General features: G+C 72.7%; 17 protein-coding genes. 11 read left to right on the plus strand and 6 right to left on the minus strand.

Annotation, left to right across the window (positions count from 1 at the left end; genetic code table 11):
- Position 1 precedes the first annotated feature (1 nt).
- Together LCG91_RS01520 and LCG91_RS01525 are read left to right on the plus strand one after the other, a co-directional pair.
- Positions 2-625: a TetR/AcrR family transcriptional regulator gene (locus LCG91_RS01520; RefSeq protein WP_224442255.1), complete on the plus strand. Its 624-nt coding sequence runs from the start codon at positions 2-4 to the stop codon at positions 623-625.
- Positions 622-2,313 carry an MDR family MFS transporter gene (locus LCG91_RS01525; RefSeq protein WP_224442256.1) on the plus strand — a complete coding sequence of 564 codons (1,692 nt, stop codon included), beginning with the start codon at positions 622-624 and terminating at the stop codon, positions 2,311-2,313. The genes LCG91_RS01520 and LCG91_RS01525 overlap by 4 nt, the downstream gene beginning before the upstream one ends.
- A 332-nt stretch (positions 2,314-2,645) precedes the next feature.
- Here the strand turns inward: LCG91_RS01525 and LCG91_RS01530 are convergent, their stop codons facing one another.
- Positions 2,646-3,653, minus strand: a complete 1,008-nt coding sequence (locus LCG91_RS01530; RefSeq protein ID WP_224442257.1) for a LacI family DNA-binding transcriptional regulator — start codon at positions 3,651-3,653, stop codon at positions 2,646-2,648.
- A gap of 230 nt (positions 3,654-3,883) precedes the next feature.
- On the opposite strand from LCG91_RS01530, the gene LCG91_RS01535 reads away from it, so the two are divergent.
- From LCG91_RS01535 to LCG91_RS01555, 5 genes are read left to right on the plus strand one after another with little or no spacing between them, the layout of a single operon-like run.
- Positions 3,884-4,921, plus strand: a complete 1,038-nt coding sequence (locus tag LCG91_RS01535) for a nucleoside hydrolase (protein WP_224442258.1) — start codon at positions 3,884-3,886, stop codon at positions 4,919-4,921.
- Positions 4,918-6,336: an MFS transporter gene (locus LCG91_RS01540; RefSeq protein WP_224443188.1), complete on the plus strand. Its 1,419-nt coding sequence runs from the start codon at positions 4,918-4,920 to the stop codon at positions 6,334-6,336. The genes LCG91_RS01535 and LCG91_RS01540 overlap by 4 nt, the downstream gene beginning before the upstream one ends.
- Entirely contained in the window at positions 6,333-7,190 is an 858-nt protein-coding gene (locus LCG91_RS01545) for a ribokinase (RefSeq protein WP_224442259.1), read from the plus strand. Before LCG91_RS01540 ends, LCG91_RS01545 begins: the two co-directional genes overlap by 4 nt.
- A gap of 30 nt (positions 7,191-7,220) precedes the next feature.
- Positions 7,221-8,156 carry a Ppx/GppA phosphatase family protein gene (locus LCG91_RS01550; protein ID WP_058727542.1) on the plus strand — a complete coding sequence of 312 codons (936 nt, stop codon included), beginning with the start codon at positions 7,221-7,223 and terminating at the stop codon, positions 8,154-8,156.
- Positions 8,157-8,158: 2 nt separating this feature from the next.
- Positions 8,159-8,788 (plus strand): hypothetical protein, encoded by a 630-nt coding sequence (locus LCG91_RS01555; RefSeq protein ID WP_224442260.1) that lies wholly within the window; start codon positions 8,159-8,161, stop codon positions 8,786-8,788.
- Here LCG91_RS01555 and LCG91_RS01560 read toward each other — a convergent pair.
- Positions 8,774-9,394, minus strand: a complete 621-nt coding sequence (locus LCG91_RS01560) for a hypothetical protein (protein ID WP_058749911.1) — start codon at positions 9,392-9,394, stop codon at positions 8,774-8,776. The two genes, LCG91_RS01555 and LCG91_RS01560, sit on opposite strands and share 15 nt — an antisense overlap.
- Before the next feature lie 85 nt (positions 9,395-9,479).
- On the opposite strand from LCG91_RS01560, the gene LCG91_RS01565 reads away from it, so the two are divergent.
- Positions 9,480-9,980: a DUF6328 family protein gene (locus LCG91_RS01565; RefSeq protein WP_224442261.1), complete on the plus strand. Its 501-nt coding sequence runs from the start codon at positions 9,480-9,482 to the stop codon at positions 9,978-9,980.
- On the opposite strand, the gene LCG91_RS01570 is transcribed toward LCG91_RS01565, so the two are convergent.
- Entirely contained in the window at positions 9,977-11,032 is a 1,056-nt protein-coding gene (locus LCG91_RS01570) for a Ku protein (RefSeq protein ID WP_224442262.1), read from the minus strand. The two genes, LCG91_RS01565 and LCG91_RS01570, sit on opposite strands and share 4 nt — an antisense overlap.
- Positions 11,033-11,124: 92 nt before the next feature.
- On the opposite strand from LCG91_RS01570, the gene LCG91_RS01575 reads away from it, so the two are divergent.
- The 3 genes from LCG91_RS01575 (at position 11,125) to LCG91_RS01585 (ending at position 15,142) form a co-directional block, all read left to right on the plus strand.
- Positions 11,125-11,670: a hypothetical protein gene (locus LCG91_RS01575; protein WP_224442263.1), complete on the plus strand. Its 546-nt coding sequence runs from the start codon at positions 11,125-11,127 to the stop codon at positions 11,668-11,670.
- Between the two features lie 98 nt (positions 11,671-11,768).
- On the plus strand, positions 11,769-12,659 hold the full coding sequence (locus tag LCG91_RS01580) for an SDR family oxidoreductase (RefSeq protein WP_224442264.1): 891 nt from the start codon (positions 11,769-11,771) through the stop codon (positions 12,657-12,659).
- On the plus strand, positions 12,656-15,142 hold the full coding sequence (locus tag LCG91_RS01585) for an ATP-dependent DNA ligase (RefSeq protein ID WP_224442265.1): 2,487 nt from the start codon (positions 12,656-12,658) through the stop codon (positions 15,140-15,142). The genes LCG91_RS01580 and LCG91_RS01585 overlap by 4 nt, the downstream gene beginning before the upstream one ends.
- A 307-nt stretch (positions 15,143-15,449) precedes the next feature.
- On the opposite strand, the gene LCG91_RS01590 is transcribed toward LCG91_RS01585, so the two are convergent.
- The 3 genes from LCG91_RS01590 to LCG91_RS01600 all read right to left on the minus strand — a co-directional run bounded on the left by LCG91_RS01590 (position 15,450) and on the right by LCG91_RS01600 (position 17,477).
- The gene (locus tag LCG91_RS01590) at positions 15,450-15,623 is read right to left on the minus strand and encodes a hypothetical protein (protein ID WP_153257435.1); all 174 of its coding nucleotides are present in this window, start codon (positions 15,621-15,623) and stop codon (positions 15,450-15,452) included.
- Between the two features lie 10 nt (positions 15,624-15,633).
- Positions 15,634-16,599: a sugar phosphate isomerase/epimerase family protein gene (locus LCG91_RS01595; RefSeq protein ID WP_224442266.1), complete on the minus strand. Its 966-nt coding sequence runs from the start codon at positions 16,597-16,599 to the stop codon at positions 15,634-15,636.
- A 194-nt stretch (positions 16,600-16,793) separates the two neighbouring features.
- Positions 16,794-17,477 (minus strand): fumarylacetoacetate hydrolase family protein, encoded by a 684-nt coding sequence (locus LCG91_RS01600; protein WP_224442267.1) that lies wholly within the window; start codon positions 17,475-17,477, stop codon positions 16,794-16,796.
- Positions 17,478-17,494 lie beyond the last annotated feature (17 nt).

Below are 17,494 nucleotides of genomic sequence, written 5' to 3' on the forward strand. Positions count from 1 at the left end.
GGTGAGCACCACCGAACGCACCCGCGCGCTGCGCCGACGCATGATCGTCGAGGCGCGCCGGGCGACGATCGAGCACGGCCTGCACGGGTTCACGATCGAGCAGCTCTGCGACACGGTCGGGGTCTCGCGGCGGACGTTCTTCAACCACTTCGCGTCGAAGGACGACGCCGTGCTCGGCATCGAGCAGGGGCGCACCGAGGAGGTCCTACGCGCCTACGCCGCGGGCGCCCTCGTGCCGGACGACCTCGACCCGCTCGGCTCCGTCGTCGCCCTGGCGATCGAGCAGATGCACGTCGCCGGGCTCGACCGCGCCGACGAGGCCCTCGTGCGCCGGGTGTTCGAGCGCGAGCCCGTGATGGTGGCGAAGTTCCTCGCCGCCGCCGACGTCCAGCTGGCCGCGGTCGGTCGGGCCGTCCGCGAGCGCTTCGGCTGGACGGACCCCGACGACCGGCGGGCGCAGCTCGTCACCGAGGCCGCCGCCGGCCTGCTCAAGGTCACGGCCGGCGAGTACTTCGACGACGCCTTCGACGAGGCGACCGGGCCGTCGTTCGACGCGTTGCTCACCGAGAACCTCCGCCAGCTCAGGGCGGCCATCACCACCACCGGACAGGACCCCACCGCATGAGCGCCACCGCGCAGGGCACGAAGCGTGCCCGACCCGGATCCGACGGACCGCTGCTCCTGACGCAGCGCCGCATCTGGATCATCTTCTCCGCCCTGATCGCCGGGATGCTCCTGTCGAGCCTCGACCAGACCATCGTCTCGACGGCGATGCCCACGATCGTCGGTGAACTCGGCGGCGTCGCGCACCAGGCCTGGCTGACGACCGGGTACCTGCTCGCATCGACCATCGCGATGCCGATCTACGGCAAGTTCGGCGACGTCCTCGGGCGCCGCAACCTGTTCCTCGTCGCGATCGCCCTCTTCACGATCGCCTCCGCCGGCTGCGCGTTCGCCGGCGACTTCACACAGCTCGTCGTGTTCCGGGCGATGCAGGGCCTGGGTGGCGGCGGCCTGATGATCCTGTCGCAGGCGATCATCGCCGACATCGTCCCCGCCTCGGAGCGCGGCAAGTACCTCGGTCCGCTCGGCGCGATCTTCGGCCTGTCGGCGATCGGCGGCCCGCTGCTCGGTGGGTTCTTCGTCGACCACCTCACCTGGAACTGGGCGTTCTACATCAACATCCCGGTCGGCATCGCGGCGTTCTTCGTCGCCTGGTTCGCGCTGACCCTGCCGACGAAGAAGGCCGAGAAGCGGATCGACGTGCTCGGCGTCGTGCTCATGTCCGCCGCGACCACCTGCCTGGTGTTCTTCTCGGAGTTCGGCGGGAGCCGCGACCACGGCTGGGACGCCCCCGAGACGTGGGCGTGGTTCGCCGGCCTCGTGGTCTCGGCCGCGCTGCTCGTGCTCGTCGAGTCGCGCGTCGAGGACCCGGTGCTGCCGATGTCGTTCTTCCGCAACCGCACGTTCCTGCTCGCGACGGGCATCGGCCTCGTGCTCGGCATCGGCATGTTCGCCGCGATCGGCTTCGTCCCGACGTTCCTGCAGATGGCCTCCGGCACCTCGGCCGCGGTGTCCGGCCTGCTCATGCTGCCGATGATGGTCGGCCTGATCGGCACGTCGATCGCGTCCGGCAACCTCATCACCAAGACCGGCCGCTACCGCGCCTTCCCGATCATCGGCACCGTGCTCGTCGCCGCCGCGATGCTCGCGATGACGCAGCTCGCCGCGGACACCCCGATCTGGCTCATCTGCGCCTACCTGTTCGTGTTCGGCGCGGGGCTCGGCCTCATCATGCAGGTGGTCGTGCTCGTCGCCCAGAACGCCGTTCCCGCGGAGCAGGTGGGGACTGCCACGTCGACGAACAACTACTTCCGCGAGGTCGGTGCGTCCCTCGGCACCGCCGTCTTCGGTGCGCTGTTCACCGCGCGGCTGACGAGTTCCCTCACCGACGTGTTCACCTCGGCGGGCGGCTCGGCGACGGATGCCGCGTCGTCGGCGGGGAGCATCGACCCGGCGACCGTCGCGAAGCTGCCCGAGGCGGTGCAGGACGGCATCGTGAACGCGTACGCCGACTCGCTCGCACCGGTGTTCTGGTACCTGCTGCCGTTCATCGCGATCGCCTTCCTGCTCGCACTCTTCCTGCCGCAGATCCGCCTGTCCGACACGGCCGGCATGGTCGCCCGGGGCGAGGCGGTCGGCGGAGCCGAGGCGGACGAGCTCGAGCGTGCGCAGCGAGCCGGGAAGACCGGGCAGGCCGGCGCTCCGTCGCCCGCCGAGACGCCGGCGTCGGCGCGGGACACCTCCGCCTGAGGCAGTCACGTCAGCCGACGAGACGCCGGCGTCCGCGCGAGACGCCCGTCCGAGGCGGTCACGTCGGCCGTCGAGACGCCGGCGTCGGTGCGAGACGCGCCTACACGCACGAGACGCCTCCGGAACCGGGGGCGTCTCGCCGAGTCCGGTGCGTTTCGGGGAAGCGCCGGCGTCTCGGCAAGCCGGCGGCGTCTCGCCCTGGCCGCGCCGCGACGGACGGGAGGCGCGGTGCCGGCGGGTGCCGCGCCTCCCGTCCGGTGGGTGGCGCCGGAGACGAGCCGCGCCGCCCGTCCGGCAGGCGCGCGCGAGTGACCGAGGCACCAGAGGCCCCGTCAGGCGCCGGTGCTCGCGCGCGGGACCAGGCGGGCCGGCAGGTCGACGGGCTCCACCGCGGTGCCGTCGACCGTCCCGAGCAGGCGCAGGGCGGCGGTGCGGCCGAGCTCGGCTCCCGGCAGTGCGACGCTCGTCAGGGCCGGCGCCGTGACCGACGACGAGGGCAGGTCGTCGAAGCCCGCGACCGCCAGGTCCTCGGGTACCCGGAGCCCCATCGCGCCGGCGACCCGGAGCACGCCGTACGCCAGGGTGTCCGCGGCCGCCACGACCGCTGTGACGCCGTCCTCGTGCCAGGCCTCGACGACGTGCTCGGTCGCCATGGCAGCGGCGTCGACGGTGAGGTCCGCGCGGGCGCCGACCTCCGACACGGTGATCCCGGCGGCCGCGCACGCCTCGTCGAACATCCGGTGGCGGATGCCGAACGTGGCGACCCGTGCGGTGCCGTCGAGGTAGGCGACGTGGCGGTGCCCGCGGTCGCGCAGGTGGGCGACGAGCGCGTCGATCCCCGGTGCGAGGTCGTAGTCGACCGCGGTCGTGCCCTCGGCGGCGTCCGGGGCGTCGAGCAGCACCACGGGGACGCTCGCGTCCATGGGCACCCCGGCTGCCGGTGCGTCGACCAGGATCCCCGCCGGGCGCAGCCGCTCGAAGCGCCGGAGGTCGGCCGCCGTCGGCTGCGCGCCACGCTCGGTGACCGAGAGCACCAGCTGGTACCGGTCGCCCAGGGTGTCCCGCACGCCGCGGATCACCTCGGCGAAGAACGGGTTCGACAGGTCGGGGGCGATGAGCACGACCAGGTCGCCGGTGCCGCGCGCCAGGGAGCTCGCCGCGTGGTCGACGACGTACCCGAGGGCGTCGACGGCGTCGCGCACCCGGTCGGCGATCGGCTGGGAGACCCGGCCGCGGTCCTTGCCGTTGACCACGAGGGAGACCGTCGCGATGCTCGTGCCCGCTCGTTCGGCCACCATCGCCGCGGTCACACGACGGCCGTGGGGGGCGGGGGAGGGCACCCGACGAGCCTACCGACCGGGCCGGGTGCGCGGACGGGCGAGGATCGCTCGGAGTTGACGTCAAGCGTTTGACGTGTTCGAATGTCAAACGCTTGACGCGCCGAGCTGGAGTTGGTTCCTCCACAGCGCGGACCCCACCGCGTCGAGCACACACGTCCGTCCGGCAGCGCCGGACACGGTGGGCCGAGACGGTCCGCCGACGCAGATCCCCGACGAAGTGGAGCCCCACGGTGCCCGATGCGACGACGCAGAAGATCATCCTCGACTGCGACCCCGGCCACGACGACGCCGTCGCCCTCCTGCTGGCGCACGGCAACCCGACGATCGAGCTGCTCGCCGTGACGACCGTCGTCGGCAACCAGACCCTGCCGAAGGTCACCCGCAACGCCCTCGCCGTCGCGCGCATCGCCGGCATCACCGGCGTGCCCTTCGCCGCCGGCGCCGACCGCCCGCTGCTGCGCGAGATCGAGGTCGCCCCGGAGATCCACGGCGAGAGCGGCCTCGACGGGCCGATGCTCCCCGAGCCGTCGTTCGACCTCGACGAGCGGCACGCCGTCGACCTCATCATCGACACGGTGATGGCGCACGAGCCCGGCACGGTCACGATCGTGCCGACCGCCGGCCTGACGAACATCGCCCTCGCCGTCCGCAAGGAGCCGCGCATCGTCGAGCGCGTCAAGCAGGTCGTGCTGATGGGCGGTGGCGTGCACGTCGGCAACTGGAGCCCGGTGGCCGAGTTCAACATCGTCATCGACCCCGAGGCCGCCGACATCGTCTTCCGTGCCGGCTGGGACGTCGTCATGGTCGGCCTCGACCTCACCCACCAGGCGCTCGCCACCCCCGAGGTCGCCGCGCGCATCGCCGCCGTCGGCACCGCTCCCGCCGCGTTCGTCGGCGAGTTGCTCGAGTTCTTCGGCAAGGCCTACGAGGACGCCCAGGGCTTCGACGCCCCGCCCGTGCACGACCCCTGCGCCGTCGCGTACGTCATCGACCCGACGATCGTCCGTGCCGTGAAGATGCCGATCGCGATCGAGACGACGGGCACCCACACGCTCGGCATGACCGTCGCCGACCTCCGCGGCCCCGCACCGGAGGACTGCCGGACGTCCGCGGCGATGGAACTCGACCACGGGCGCTTCTGGGACCTGGTCGTCGACGCGCTCGAGCGCATCGGCGAGACGCCCGACACCGGGTGGTCTCCCCGCGCCGCTGCCGAGGCGGTCGCCGAGTCCGACGCCGACGTGGCCGTCCTTACGCAGGAGCGCTGAGCACCGTGACCACCACCTCGACGACGAAGTCGACCGCTGCACTCACGGCCGCCCTGCTCGCCGCGTGCGTCGCGTTCCAGCTGAACGCGAGCATGCTCAGCCCGGCGCTCGCGACGATGGCGGACGAGCTCCGCACCGACGACGCGACCATCGGGCTCTCGCAGACGCTGTTCTTCACGATCGCGGCCCTGTTCTCGCTCTTCCTGCCCCGGCTGTCCGACATCGTGGGCCGCAAGCGCGTCCTGCTCGGCATGCTCCTCGTGATGCTCGTCGGCAGTGTCGTCGCCGCCCTCGCGGTGAACGTGCCGATGCTGTTCGTCGGCCGGATGATCCAGGGCGTGACCGGTCCGGTGGTACCCATCGGGCTGCTCGTCCTGCGCAACGAGATCGCCGACCCGAAGCGCTACGGCGCCGCGCTCGGCCTGCTCACCGCCGTGAACGGCGGCATCGCCGGGGTCGACGCCCTGGCCGGCGGCTGGATCGCGACGCACTTCGGGTTCCGCGGCATCTTCTGGGTGATCGTGGTCGTCACGGCCGTGGCCGCGCTCATGGTCGCCCGCTGGGGCGTCGAGTCCCGCCCCTCGGCCGGCACCCGGATGGACTGGTGGGGCGTGCTGCCGCTGGTCGTCAGCGTCGGTGCGCTGCTCACCGCGTGCAACGAGGCCGGCAAGCTGGGCGCCGCCGACTGGACGCTCGTCGTCGGCGGGATCGTCCTCGCCGTGGTCGCGTTCGGCGTCTTCTGGGCGATCGAGTCGCGGGTCCGCGAGCCACTCGTCGAGACCCGGTACCTCAAGCGCCGCGGGACCTGGGCGCTGCTCGTCACGACGCTGCTCACCATGACGGGCGTGTTCGCGGTCGTGAACGGGCTGGTCACGAGCCTCGCCCAGAACGACGAGGTCGGCTTCGGCATGGAGCCGGACGTCGGCTCGCTCGCGTTCCTCGTGCCGTACGCGCTGGTCGGCTGGGTCGTCGGACCGTTCTCCGGCCGTCTCGCGCCGACCCTCGGCTACCGGGCGGTCCTGCGGGTCGGACTGGTCGGCAGCATCGTGGCGACGCTCGTCATGGCGTTCGTCGGCGTCCACTCGCTGCCCGTGCTCGTCGCCGCCACGGTGCTCATCGGCATCACCTACGCGGGCATCGCGAACATCGTCCTGAACGGGCTCGGCATCGTGCTCTCGCCGGAGTCCAACCCCGGGTTCCTGCCCGGCCTCAACGCCGGTGCGTTCAACCTCGGTGCGGGCATCAGCTTCGCGGTGCTGCCGGCGCTGCAGACCGCCCTCGGTACCGGCGGGTCCGCGGGCACCGCCGGCTACTCCGGTGGGATGCTGCTCGGTGCCGTGATCACCGTCGCGGCCCTCGCCACGTCCTTCCTCATCCCGCGCCCGGCCTCGGCCGAGACAGGAGCCACCGCATGAGCGGCATCGTCGTCGTGGGCAGCCTCAACGCGGACCTGGTGGTCCGCACGGAGCGCTTCCCGAAGCCCGGGGAGACCCTGCAGGGGTCGGACCTCGCGATCCTGCCCGGTGGCAAGTCCGCCAACCAGGCGGTCGCGGCCGGGAGGCTCGGGGGCACCGTCCGCATGATCGGTGCGGTCGGCGACGACGGGAACGGCACGCTCCTGCGCGAGTCCGTCGCATCGGCCCACGTCGACACGACGCACGTCGCGGTCCGACAGGGCGTCGCCACCGGGACCGCCGTCATCACGGTCGACGCCGCGGGCGAGAACACCATCGTGATCTCCGGCGGCGCGAACGCCACGCTCACGCCGGAGGACCTGCCCGCCTCGGCGTTCGACGGTGCCGGCGTGCTCGGACTCTGCCTCGAGGTCTCGATCGACGTCGTGCTCGCCGCCGCGCGTGCCGGCCGTGCCGCAGGGGCCACGGTGCTCACGAACCTGTCGCCGTTCGGGGCGGTGCCGCAGGAGCTGCTCGACCTGACCGACGTGCTGCTGGTGAACGAGCACGAGGCCGCCGAGCTCGGGGACCACGGCGTCGCGCGCTCGATCGTGACCCGGGGTGGTGCCGGCTGCACCGTGCACGACGGGGACGCCGGTCCGGTCGACGTCGACGCCGTGCGGGTCGAGCCCGTCGACACCACGGGCTGCGGTGACGCGTTCATGGGTGCGGTGGCGCTCCGGCTCGACGCGGGCGACTCGCTGCTCGAGGCCGCGCGCTTCGCCGTCGGCGTCGGTTCGTACGCCGCGACGAAGCCGGGCGCACAGGCGTCCTACCCGACCGCCCCGGAGCTGGAGTCGTTCCTGCGGGCGTGAGCCGGGCCTCCCGGCCGCTAGCGTTGTGCCATGCGCGTCGGAGTCCTCGACATCGGGTCCAACACCGGCCACCTGCTCGTGGTCGACGCCCACGGTGGGGCAGCGCCGCTGCCGGCGTCCTCCTTCAAGCAGCCGCTGCGGCTCGCCGAGCACCTCGACGACTCGGGTGCGGTGACGCCCGCGGGTGTCGACGCCCTCACGACCTTCGTGGCGGACGCCGTCCGCGTCGCCGAGGAACGCGGGTGCGAGGACATGCTCGGCTTCGCGACCTCGGCCGTCCGCGACGCGGTGAACTCCGACGCGGTGCTCGCCCACGTCGAGGAGCGCACGGGCGTCGAGCTCGCGGTGCTCTCCGGCGAGGACGAGGCACGCCTGACGTTCCTCGCCGTACGGCGGTGGTTCGGGTGGTCCGCGGGACGGCTCGCGGTGTTCGACATCGGTGGTGGCTCGCTCGAGATCGCCGGGGGCGCGGACGAGGCGCCGGACGTCGCGTGGTCGATGCCGATCGGTGCCGCCCGGCTCGCGCGTCAGTACTTCGCCGCGGGGACGCCCTCCGAGGACGACGTCCGTCGCATCCGCCACGAGATCCGCGTCGCGATCGCCCGTGACGCCGGGCTGCTGCTCCGTGCGGGCCGGCCCGACCGTGCCGTGGCGACCTCGAAGACGTTCCGCTCCATCGCCCGGATCTGCGGCGCCGCGCCCTCGGCTGCGGGACCACTCGTGGCGCGGTCGCTCGACGGCACGGTGCTCCGCGAGTGGCTGCCGTCGCTGCTGACGATGTCGCTCGGGCAGCTGGCGGAGCTGCCCGGTGTCTCGCCGAGCCGCGCGCACCAGGTCGTGCCGGGAGCGCTCGTCGCCGAGGCCTGCCTGGACATCTTCGACCTGCCGGCACTCGAGATCTGCCCGTGGGCACTGCGCGAGGGCGTGATCCTCGAGCGACTCGACCAGCTCTCGGTGCTCGGGTGACCGTGGCTCGGCACGTTGCCGAGGCCCCTCCGGAGGCACCGACGTCGTTCGCGCTCGGTCCGACCTGGGTGCGTGTGGGGCTCTGGACGACGCGCGGTGCCGTCGTGGTCATGGTGCTGGTCATCGTGCTGGCAGTGGTCGACCGCCCCGGCTGGGAGCGCCTCGGGTTCGATCAGGACGGGTCCCCACGGGCGGCACTCCCGAACGCCGCACTGCTCTGCGCACTCGTGCTCGGGATCGGGTGGCAGTGGTTCGCGGGACTCGCCGCGCCGTCGTCGACGGTCCGACGGGACGGCGACGACCTGCGTGCCCTGACCGTCCTCGGGTCGCGCCGCGTGCGGCTGCCCGGGGCGTTCGTCGTCCGGTTCCGCATCTGGAGCGGTGTCGGCACCACGCACGGCCTGATCGTGCTCGATCGGCGGTGCCGGGCGCTGGTCGTCCTCAGCCCCTTCGGTCCCGCAGACACCGGCCGCACGCGGGCGCTGGTCCCCGCCGCGGAGGACTCGCTGTGGAGGGCAGTCGGCGAGCACCTGCTCGGGCTCGGGTGGCTCCTCGCCACGGTGGTCGTCGTGTTCGTGCTCGGCGGGGCGCTCGGTGCGGTTCTCTCGGCCCCGGGCTCAGGCCTCGGCTGAGCGTCGGGATCGCGGCGGGGCGAGGAGCCAGGGGCGGATGAGCTTCGTCACGAAGGGCAGCACCCAGAAGGTCATGATCGGCGTGAGCACGAGCGTGGTGATCAGCACGCGGGGCAGCACGGCCAGGTGCCCGAACGCCGGGACGAGCCAGCCAACCAGGTAGGTGAACGCCAGGTTCACCGGGAAGAACCCGAGCCAGATGCTCACCGCCTGCTTCCAGCGGGGTGGGGCGCTCGACTCCGGGGCGTCCGCCGGCGCGTCGAACCACCCCTCGATGCCGGTGCGCTTCTCGACGCGGGACTCCACCACGAGGTCGCGCCCCTGGTCGAGCCAGCGGAGCCGGTCGTCGGAGTTCTCCCACGTGGCGAGCTGCTCGTGGTCGGCGAACCGGTAGAGCATGTGCCACTCCCGGCTGGTGGCGTGTGAGCGGACCCACCCGGAGCCGAGGAAGCCGGGGTAGCGGTTGGCGAGGTTGACACCGGACTGCACCCAGGCGGTGGCGTCGGGGATGCGATCGGGTTCGACCAGGCGGGTGATGGACACGGTGACGGGCGGGCCTGCGGTCACGGATGACGACTGCAGACTCCCTGGCTCTTGTGGAGTCATGCGGACAGTCTCGCGCAGTCCTGTTTCCGACTCGTGACGGCACCGCTGGGCCGGCGCAGGAGGTCCGCCGCAGTAGGTTCGGCGCATGAGCGACGTCAGCGGTGCAGCACGGGACACCGAACGCGGTCGGCACGAGACACCGACCGAGCGGTGGGACCGGAACTGGTCGGACATCCAACAGGAGCTCCGCATCGTGCAGACCGGGACGCAGATCCTGGCCGGGTTCCTGCTGACGCTGCCGTTCCAGCAGCGGTTCACGATGCTCAGCACCAGCGAGGAGGTCGTCTACCTCGTGCTCGTCGCGCTCGCCGTGGTCATCACGGTGGTCGCGCTCTCCGCGGTGTCGGCGCACCGCCTGGTGTTCCGGCAGCGCCAGAAGCACGACCTGGTCCGGGCGGGCAACGCGCTGCTCATCGCGGCGCTCGCGGCGAGCGCGCTGCTGTTCTCGGGCACGGTGCTGTTCGTGTTCGACGTCGTGATCGGGGACGTCGGCGGGATCGTCGGCGGGGTGGTCGTGTTCCTCGGGACGGCGGCGCTCTGGGTCTCGATCCCGCTCGCGCTCCGCCGGACGAGACGCGACGGTTAGCTGGCCCGCTTCTTCGCGGGGGCCTTCTTCGCGGGAGCCCCCTCCGCAGCCGGATTCTTCGCCGGTGTCTTCTTCGCCGGACTCTTCTTCGCGGGCGTCTTCGTCGCGGCGGTCTTCCGCGCCGGTGCCTGCTTCGTCTCCGTCGTCGCATCCCCGTCGTCGTCCGCACCAGCGGAACCGGACGACGAGCGTGAGCCGGACGACGAACGCGACCCCGAGCCTCCAGACCGGGACGACGACCGCGACGATCCCGACGAGCCGGACCGCTTCTTGTCCACCGAGGCGCGGAGGGCCGCCATCAGGTCGATGACGTCCCCGCCCTCGTCGGCGTCCTCGTCCTCGGAGCGCTCGCCGAACGTCTCCGCGGTGTCGACGTCGTCGCCGGCCTCGAGCTTCGCGTCGATGAGCTGCTGCAGTTCCTCCTGGTAGGAGTCCGTGTAGCGGTCGGGGTCGAAGTCCGCGGACATGCTCTCGACGAGCGACGACGACATCTTCAGCTCGTTCGCACTCACCTTCACCGACTTGTCGAGGGACGAGAAGTCGGCTGCCCGGACCTCGTCGCCCCACAGCAGCCCCTGCAGCAGGATGACGTCGTCGTTCACCCGGAGCACCCCGAGCCGGGTCTTCTGCCGGAGCGTGAACTGCACGATCGCCAGCCGGTCGGTCTTCGCGAGCGTCTCGCGGAGCAGCACGTACGCCTTGGGGGAGCGGGAGTCCGGCTCCAGGTAGTACGACTTCTCGAACATCATCGGGTCGACCTGGTCCACGGGGACGAACTCGAGGACCTCGATCTCGTGCGACTGCTCCTCGGGGAGCTGCTTGAAGTCGTCCGCGGTCAGCACGACGGTCTTCTCACCGTCGTCGTAGGCGCGCTGGATGTCGGCGTACTCGACCTCGTGCCCGAACTCGCACACGCGCTTGTACCGGATGCGGCCCTTGTCCTCGTCGTGGACCTGGTGCAGGGAGACGTCGTGGGTCTCGGTCGCCGCGTACACCTTGATCGGCACGTTGACGAGTCCGAACGCGATGGAGCCCTTCCAGATCGACCTCATGGGCACATGATGCCCGTGGATGCGGCGACGGGCCCTCAGTTCCGGGCGGATGGACAGCAGCACACGACGTCGGAGGGCGTATCGTGCCGCCCATGACGGGGGAACACGGCACCGAGGCCACGGACGCATCCGCTCGGGCGGACGACGACCGGATCGATGCCGCGGGGTGGTGGCAGTTGATCGCCCTCGCCGTCGGTGGGGCGGTGGTGCCGACGGCGTACTTCGTGCTGCGACCCGGTCCGGTGCCGTGGGTCGCGGTCGTCGTGCTCGGTCTGGCGCTCGCGGTGGCGCTCCCCGCGGCACAGGTCTGGTCCTGGTCGCGACGGGGCGGACGCGCGGCGATCGTGACGACGCGGCGGTGGGTCGACGAGGGGCGCGTGCCTCCGGGAGTGCCGGACGCCGTCTGGCGTCCGCGCGTCCAGCAGTGGACGGCGGACGCACGGCAGCGACGGACCAGCGGGTGGGCGTTCCTCGGCCTGGCCGCACTGTGGGCGGTCCTCGCGGCGACGGAGACCGCGGGCGACTGGGGTGTCGCCGTGATCTGGGGCGTGCTGGGGATCGCCACCCTGGTGCAGGGGCGCGGTGACCGTGTCGGCGCCGAGCAACTGCTCGGCGCACCGGACCGTACGACTGCCTGAGGCCCGACCGCTCCTGCACAGCGGTACCGTCGAGACCTCCTGTCCACGGCACCGCCGCACCTGAGCCGGCACGCCGCCGCGACGAGCACCATGGGCCAATGAGCCAGCTCGACAAGCAGGACCCGCGTTCGCAGTACGCCCGGCCGCCGTTCCCGCCGCAGACCCAGCAGGGGTCCGGGCTGGCCAGCGCGATGGACCCGGCGCCGGACCACGGCGAGACGACGTACCTCGGCACGGGGCGGATGCCCGGGTACCGGGTGCTCGTCACCGGTGCCGACTCGGGCATCGGCCGCGCGGCCGCGATCGCGATGGCGAAGGAGGGTGCGGACGTCGCCCTGAACGCCCTGCCCGAGGAACGCGAGGACCTCGAGCAGGTGCGCGACGTCGTCGGCGACATCGGGCGCAAGGCCGTGCTCCTGCCGGGCGACCTGACCGACGAGGCGTTCTGCGACACCCTCGTCCGCGACGCCGTCAGCGAGCTCGGCGGCCTCGACGCGCTGGTGCTCGTCGCCGGGCACCAGCAGGTGCACGAGGACGTGACCGAGCAGTCCACCGAGGACTTCGACCGCACGATGAAGGTCAACCTCTACTCGATGTTCTGGCTGGTCCGGGCGGCCGTGCCGCACATGGCGCCCGGCAGCGCGATCGTCACCACGAGCTCGGTGTCCGCGTACCAACCGCAGGACCGCATGATCGACTACGCCGCCACGAAGTCCGCCATCATCACCTACACGAACGGCCTCGCACGCCAGCTCGCGGCGAGGGGCATCCGGGCGAACTGCGTCGTCCCGGGGCCGGTGTGGACGCCGCTCCAACCGATCAGCTACCCCGGCGACGAGATCGCCGCCTACGGCCAGGACACCCCCTTCGGTCGCCCGGCGCAGCCCGTCGAGCTCGGGAGCGCCTACGTCCACCTCGCCGGCCCCGAGTCGTCGTACACGTCCGGCAGCACCCTGACCGTGGCGGGAGCGACCGGGGTCGCACTGTGAGTCCCGCTGCGCGGCGGACCACCGTCCTGGTCGGGGACCGCAGGATCGCGCTCACCAACACCGACAAGGTGCTCTACCCGGCGTCCGGTACGACCAAGGGGCGGGTGATCGAGTACTACGAGCGCGTGGCGCCGTGGATGATCCCGCACGTGAAGGACCGCCCGGTGACCCGGAAGCGGTGGGCGAACGGCGTCGACGGCACGGTCTTCTTCGAGAAGAACCTGCCCGGCTCGGCACCCGACTGGGTCCGGCACCACACCATCGCGCACAAGGAGCACGACACCGAGTACCCGATCGTCGACGACCTGCCGACGCTCGTCTGGATGGCGCAGCAGGCGGCGCTCGAGCTGCACGTCCCGCAGTGGCGCTTCGGTCCCCGCGGGGCGCAGCAGCACCCCGACCGGCTCGTGCTCGACCTCGACCCGGGCGAGGGCGTCGGGCTGCCGGAGTGCGTCGAGGTGGCGCTCGCCGCACGCGAGATCCTGCACGGCATGGGGCTCGACCCGTACCCGGTGACGTCCGGCTCGAAGGGCATCCACCTGTACGCGGCGCTCGACGGGCGTGCCACGACGGCGCAGGTGTCCGACGTCGCGCACGAGCTCGCCCGGGCGCTGGAACAGGACCTGCCCGACCTGGTGCTGTCGTCGATGAGCCGTGCGGAGCGACGCGGCAAGGTCTTCGTCGACTGGTCGCAGAACAACGGCAACAAGACGACGATCGCTCCCTACTCGCTGCGCGGCCGTGACCGGCCGACCGTCGCGGCACCGCGGACCTGGCGGGAGCTCGAGGAGCGCGGGTTCGCCCAGCTGGAGGTCGAGGAGGTCCTCGACCGTCTGGAGGCACACGGCGACCTCCTGCACCCGGTCGCCTCCGCATCGCTGGCGGTGGGCAGGACCGACCAGGGTCACTGGGACAGTGACCGGACCCAGCGTGCGAACGAGGCCGAGCAGCCGGCTCGCGACCGCCTCGCGGTCTACCGCGCCAAGCGCGACGCGACGAGGACGCCGGAGCCGGTGCCCGAGGGTGCCCCGACGGTCCGGCGGGACGGGACCCCGACCTTCGTGATCCAGGAGCACCACGCCACCCGCGACCACTACGACTTCCGGCTGGAACACGAGGGCGTGCTCGTCAGCTGGGCGCTCCCCAAGGGCGAGCCGACCGACCCCGGGAAGAACCACCTGGCGGTGCAGACCGAGGACCACCCGCTCGAGTACGGTGCGTTCGAGGGGACGATCCCGCAGGCCGAGTACGGCGGCGGGACCGTCACGATCTGGGACGACGGCACCTACGAGCTCGAGAAGTGGCGCGAGGGGGAGGAGGTCATCGTCACGCTGCACGGGCGGACCAACGGTGCCCGGCGGCTGGCGCTCCTGCACACCCGCGGGCGTGGTCGCGGCCGCGGGAGCGCCGGCGACGAGAAGAACTGGCTCATCCACCGCACGAAGGACCAGCCCGACCGCCTCGCCGACGGTGGAGGGGGAGCGGACCGTCGGCGGATCGAGCGCGCCGCACCCGCGGCGACGCCGCCCGGCGAGCGGCGGGCCATGCTCGCGAGCCCGGTGCACGGTGAACCGCGCCTCGACCCGTCGGAGTGGGCGTTCGAGATGAAGTGGGACGGGGTCCGAGCCCTCGCCACCGTGCGCGACGGTCAGGTCACCCTGCGGAGCCGGAACGACAACGACCTCACCGTGCAGTACCCCGAGCTGCAGGAACTCGGCGAGCGGGCCGGGGTGGACGGGGTCTTCGACGGCGAGGTCGTGGCGGTGGACGACCACGGGCGACCGTCGTTCGGCCTGCTGCAGGACCGCATGGGGCTGACCAGGGCCCGCGACGTCGAGGCCGCGCGGCGCCGGACGCCCGTCCGCCTGCTGCTCTTCGACGTGCTCGAGGCCGACGGACACGACCTGACCCGGCTCGGCTACGACGCGCGGCGCGAAGCACTCGTGACGGTCGTCGACCCGGGCGGGGCGATCGACGTGCCGCCCGCGTTCGAGGGCGACCTGGACCACGCCGTGGCGGCGTCGCGCGACCGGGGGCTCGAGGGCGTCGTGGCGAAGAAGCGGTCGTCGCGGTACGCCGAGGGCCGCCGCTCCGAGGCGTGGGTGAAGATCAAGCACCACGCCACGCAGGAGGTGGTCGTCGGCGGCTGGCGGCCCGGCAGGGGGCGACGGGCCGGAGGAGTCGGGTCGCTGCTGTTGGGGATCCCGGGGCCGGACGGGCTCGAGTACGTCGGCAGGGTCGGGACGGGCTTCAGCGACCGTGACCTCGACGAGATCGGCGCACTGCTCGGGAAGGTCGAGCGGAAGACCTCGCCCTTCGTCGACGTGCCGCGGCCGGACGCTCGCGACGCGCACTGGGTGACGCCGCGGCGCGTGGGCGAGGTCGCGTTCGCCGAGTGGACCGCCGACGGACGACTCCGGCAGCCGTCGTGGCGTGGGTGGCGACAGGACAAGGACCCCGAGGACGTCGTCCGCGAGTCCTGAACGTCTCGATCGTCGCCCGCTCGTGAGGAGGCGGTCCGTGCGCCGGATCAGGGGACGCGCGGACCGCCGCCGGTGCACCGTGGTCGGCGATCAGGGGGTGACCGACCACGGCGCGTCCGGGGCCCGGGACACCCACGGCCCGGGCAACCGGAACCCCACGGTTCCGGGACCCACTGGTGTGACGAGTCGAGTCCGGGGATCGTCACGCCGTCGAGCAGACTTTTCTCGGCCGGGTCACGGCGGACACGACGAGACCGTCCGGGAACTCGGCTCCCGGACGGTCTCCGGTCTCGGACGCTCGGACTCCTCAGGCCGCCGGTGCGGGGCCGTCCGCCGGCTTCGCCGTGTCCGCGGCGGGCAGGTCCTCGTCGATCAGGTCCTCCTGCTCGGGCAGGTCGACCTCGGCGGCTGCCGCCTTGGCGTCGTCGATGGACTCCTGCGAGCGCCGGAGGAGGTCGTCGTCTGCTGCGTGATCCGTCATGCGTCCGACGCTACGCGGGCGCACCTGTACCCGCGTCGGAGCGGGGGACGGGCCGTCCGACGACCGGTGCAGTGCCGTCGAAGTCGACCGCCGAGGTCGGCGCCGGCGTGGTCGGCATCGCCGGGGCCGCGGGCTCGTCGACCGCGTCTGCGGCATCGAGCACGGCCCGGGTGGCGGCCGCCGCGGTCCGGAGCGCGTCGGCCAGGGGCATCGCGCGGTGTGCGGCCGTCCGGACCTCGACGCCCCACGGTTCCTCGTGGCCGAGACTCCGGACCACGCGGACCAGGCCGGGGAGGTCCCAGGCGCCCGATCCCGGCAGGTGCCGCGCCGTGCGGGACTCCTCGGCGAGGGTCAGCCCGGACGGCGTGTGCAGCAGCCCGTCGCTGAGCTCCACCGCCGCGAGGACCCCCGGCCCGACGCCCTGCGCGATCGACGCCAGGGTCGAACCGCCGCGGAGCGTGTGCATGGCGTCGAGCAGGAGACCGGCGTTCGGGTGCCCGGCAGCGGTGACGAAGCGGGACGCCCGCTCGATCGTGGGCAGGTTCGACCAGGGCTCCGGTTCGAGGACGAGCCGGGCCCCGACCTTCTCGGCCTGGGCGGCGAGGTCGGTGAAGTCCGCCGTCATGGCCGCGGGTGTGACCGGGTGGACACCGGTGTCGGCGCGGACGACGACCTGCCAGGCGCCGAGGGTGGCCGCGGCCTCGAGCACGACCCCGCGGTCGGCCTCGTCGTCGGTCGAGCGGCCGTCGTGGTCCCACCAGCGGTCGAGGGGGCCGAGCTGCACCCAGACGATCCCCGCACGGTCGAGGACCCGGCGCAGTGCCGTGAACCCCGTCGTCGCCCGGACCTCGTGGAGGTCGTCGAGCGACAGTGACAGGCCGGAGAACCCGGCATCGCCGACGGCTCCGATCCGTTCGGTGATCGGCTCGTCGCCCGCCCAGGTCCAGGACGTCGCGAGCAGGTCGTGTTCCTGCACGGCGCACCTCCTCGGTCGGGACACGCACCCGTCCCCGGCGTGCTCGGCGTCGAGCGCGCTCGCGGTGTCCCGTGGTCTGGCGTCGATGGTCTCCCGACGTCAGGGACCTGTCTACGCCGGACGGCTGCGGGCGCTCCCAGCGGCGCGTGCCAGCACCGGGAGCGGGACCGCACCGGGACGGTCGTACCCGAGTGTCAGACGATCCTGGTCGTCACCGTCCCGACCCCGTGGACGGAGCCCGCCACGTCGGCACCGCGCTGCAGCGGCCCGACGCCCTCGGGGGTGCCGGTGAACAGCAGGTCACCCGGGGCCAGGGTCACCCACCGGGAGAGTTCCGCGATGGTCTCGGCGACCGACCAGATCTGGTCCGCCAGGTCGCCCGACTGCCGGAGCTCGTCGTCCACCCGGAGCTCGATCGCGCCCGCGGTCGGGTCGACACCCGCCGCCGGGACGAGGGCGCCCACCGGAGCCGAGGCGTCGAAGCCCTTCGCGAGGTCCCAGGGACGGCCCAGTCGCTTCGCCTCGGCCTGCAGGTCGCGCCGGGTCAGGTCGATCCCGACGCCGTAGCCCCACACCAGGTCGAGGGCGTCCGACACGGGGACGTCGGACCCGCTGCGGCCGAGCGCGACGACGAGCTCGACCTCGTGCTCGAGCCGGTCGGTCCCGGGCGGGTAGGGGGTGTCCGCGCCGTCGGTGACCAGTGCGCTCGCGGGCTTCGAGAAGAAGAAGGGCGGTTCGCGGTCCGGGTCGTGACCCATCTCACGTGCGTGCGCCGCGTAGTTGCGGCCGACGCAGTACACGCGACGGACGGGGAACCGCCCGCCGGTCGAGGTCGGCACCGTGGGTTGGTCCGGAGCGGGGATGACGAGGTCCTGCACCGGTCCAGCCTGGCACG

It is taken from the genome of Curtobacterium sp. TXMA1 (assembly GCF_020162095.1).
Taxonomy (GTDB): Bacteria; Actinomycetota; Actinomycetes; order Actinomycetales; family Microbacteriaceae; genus Curtobacterium.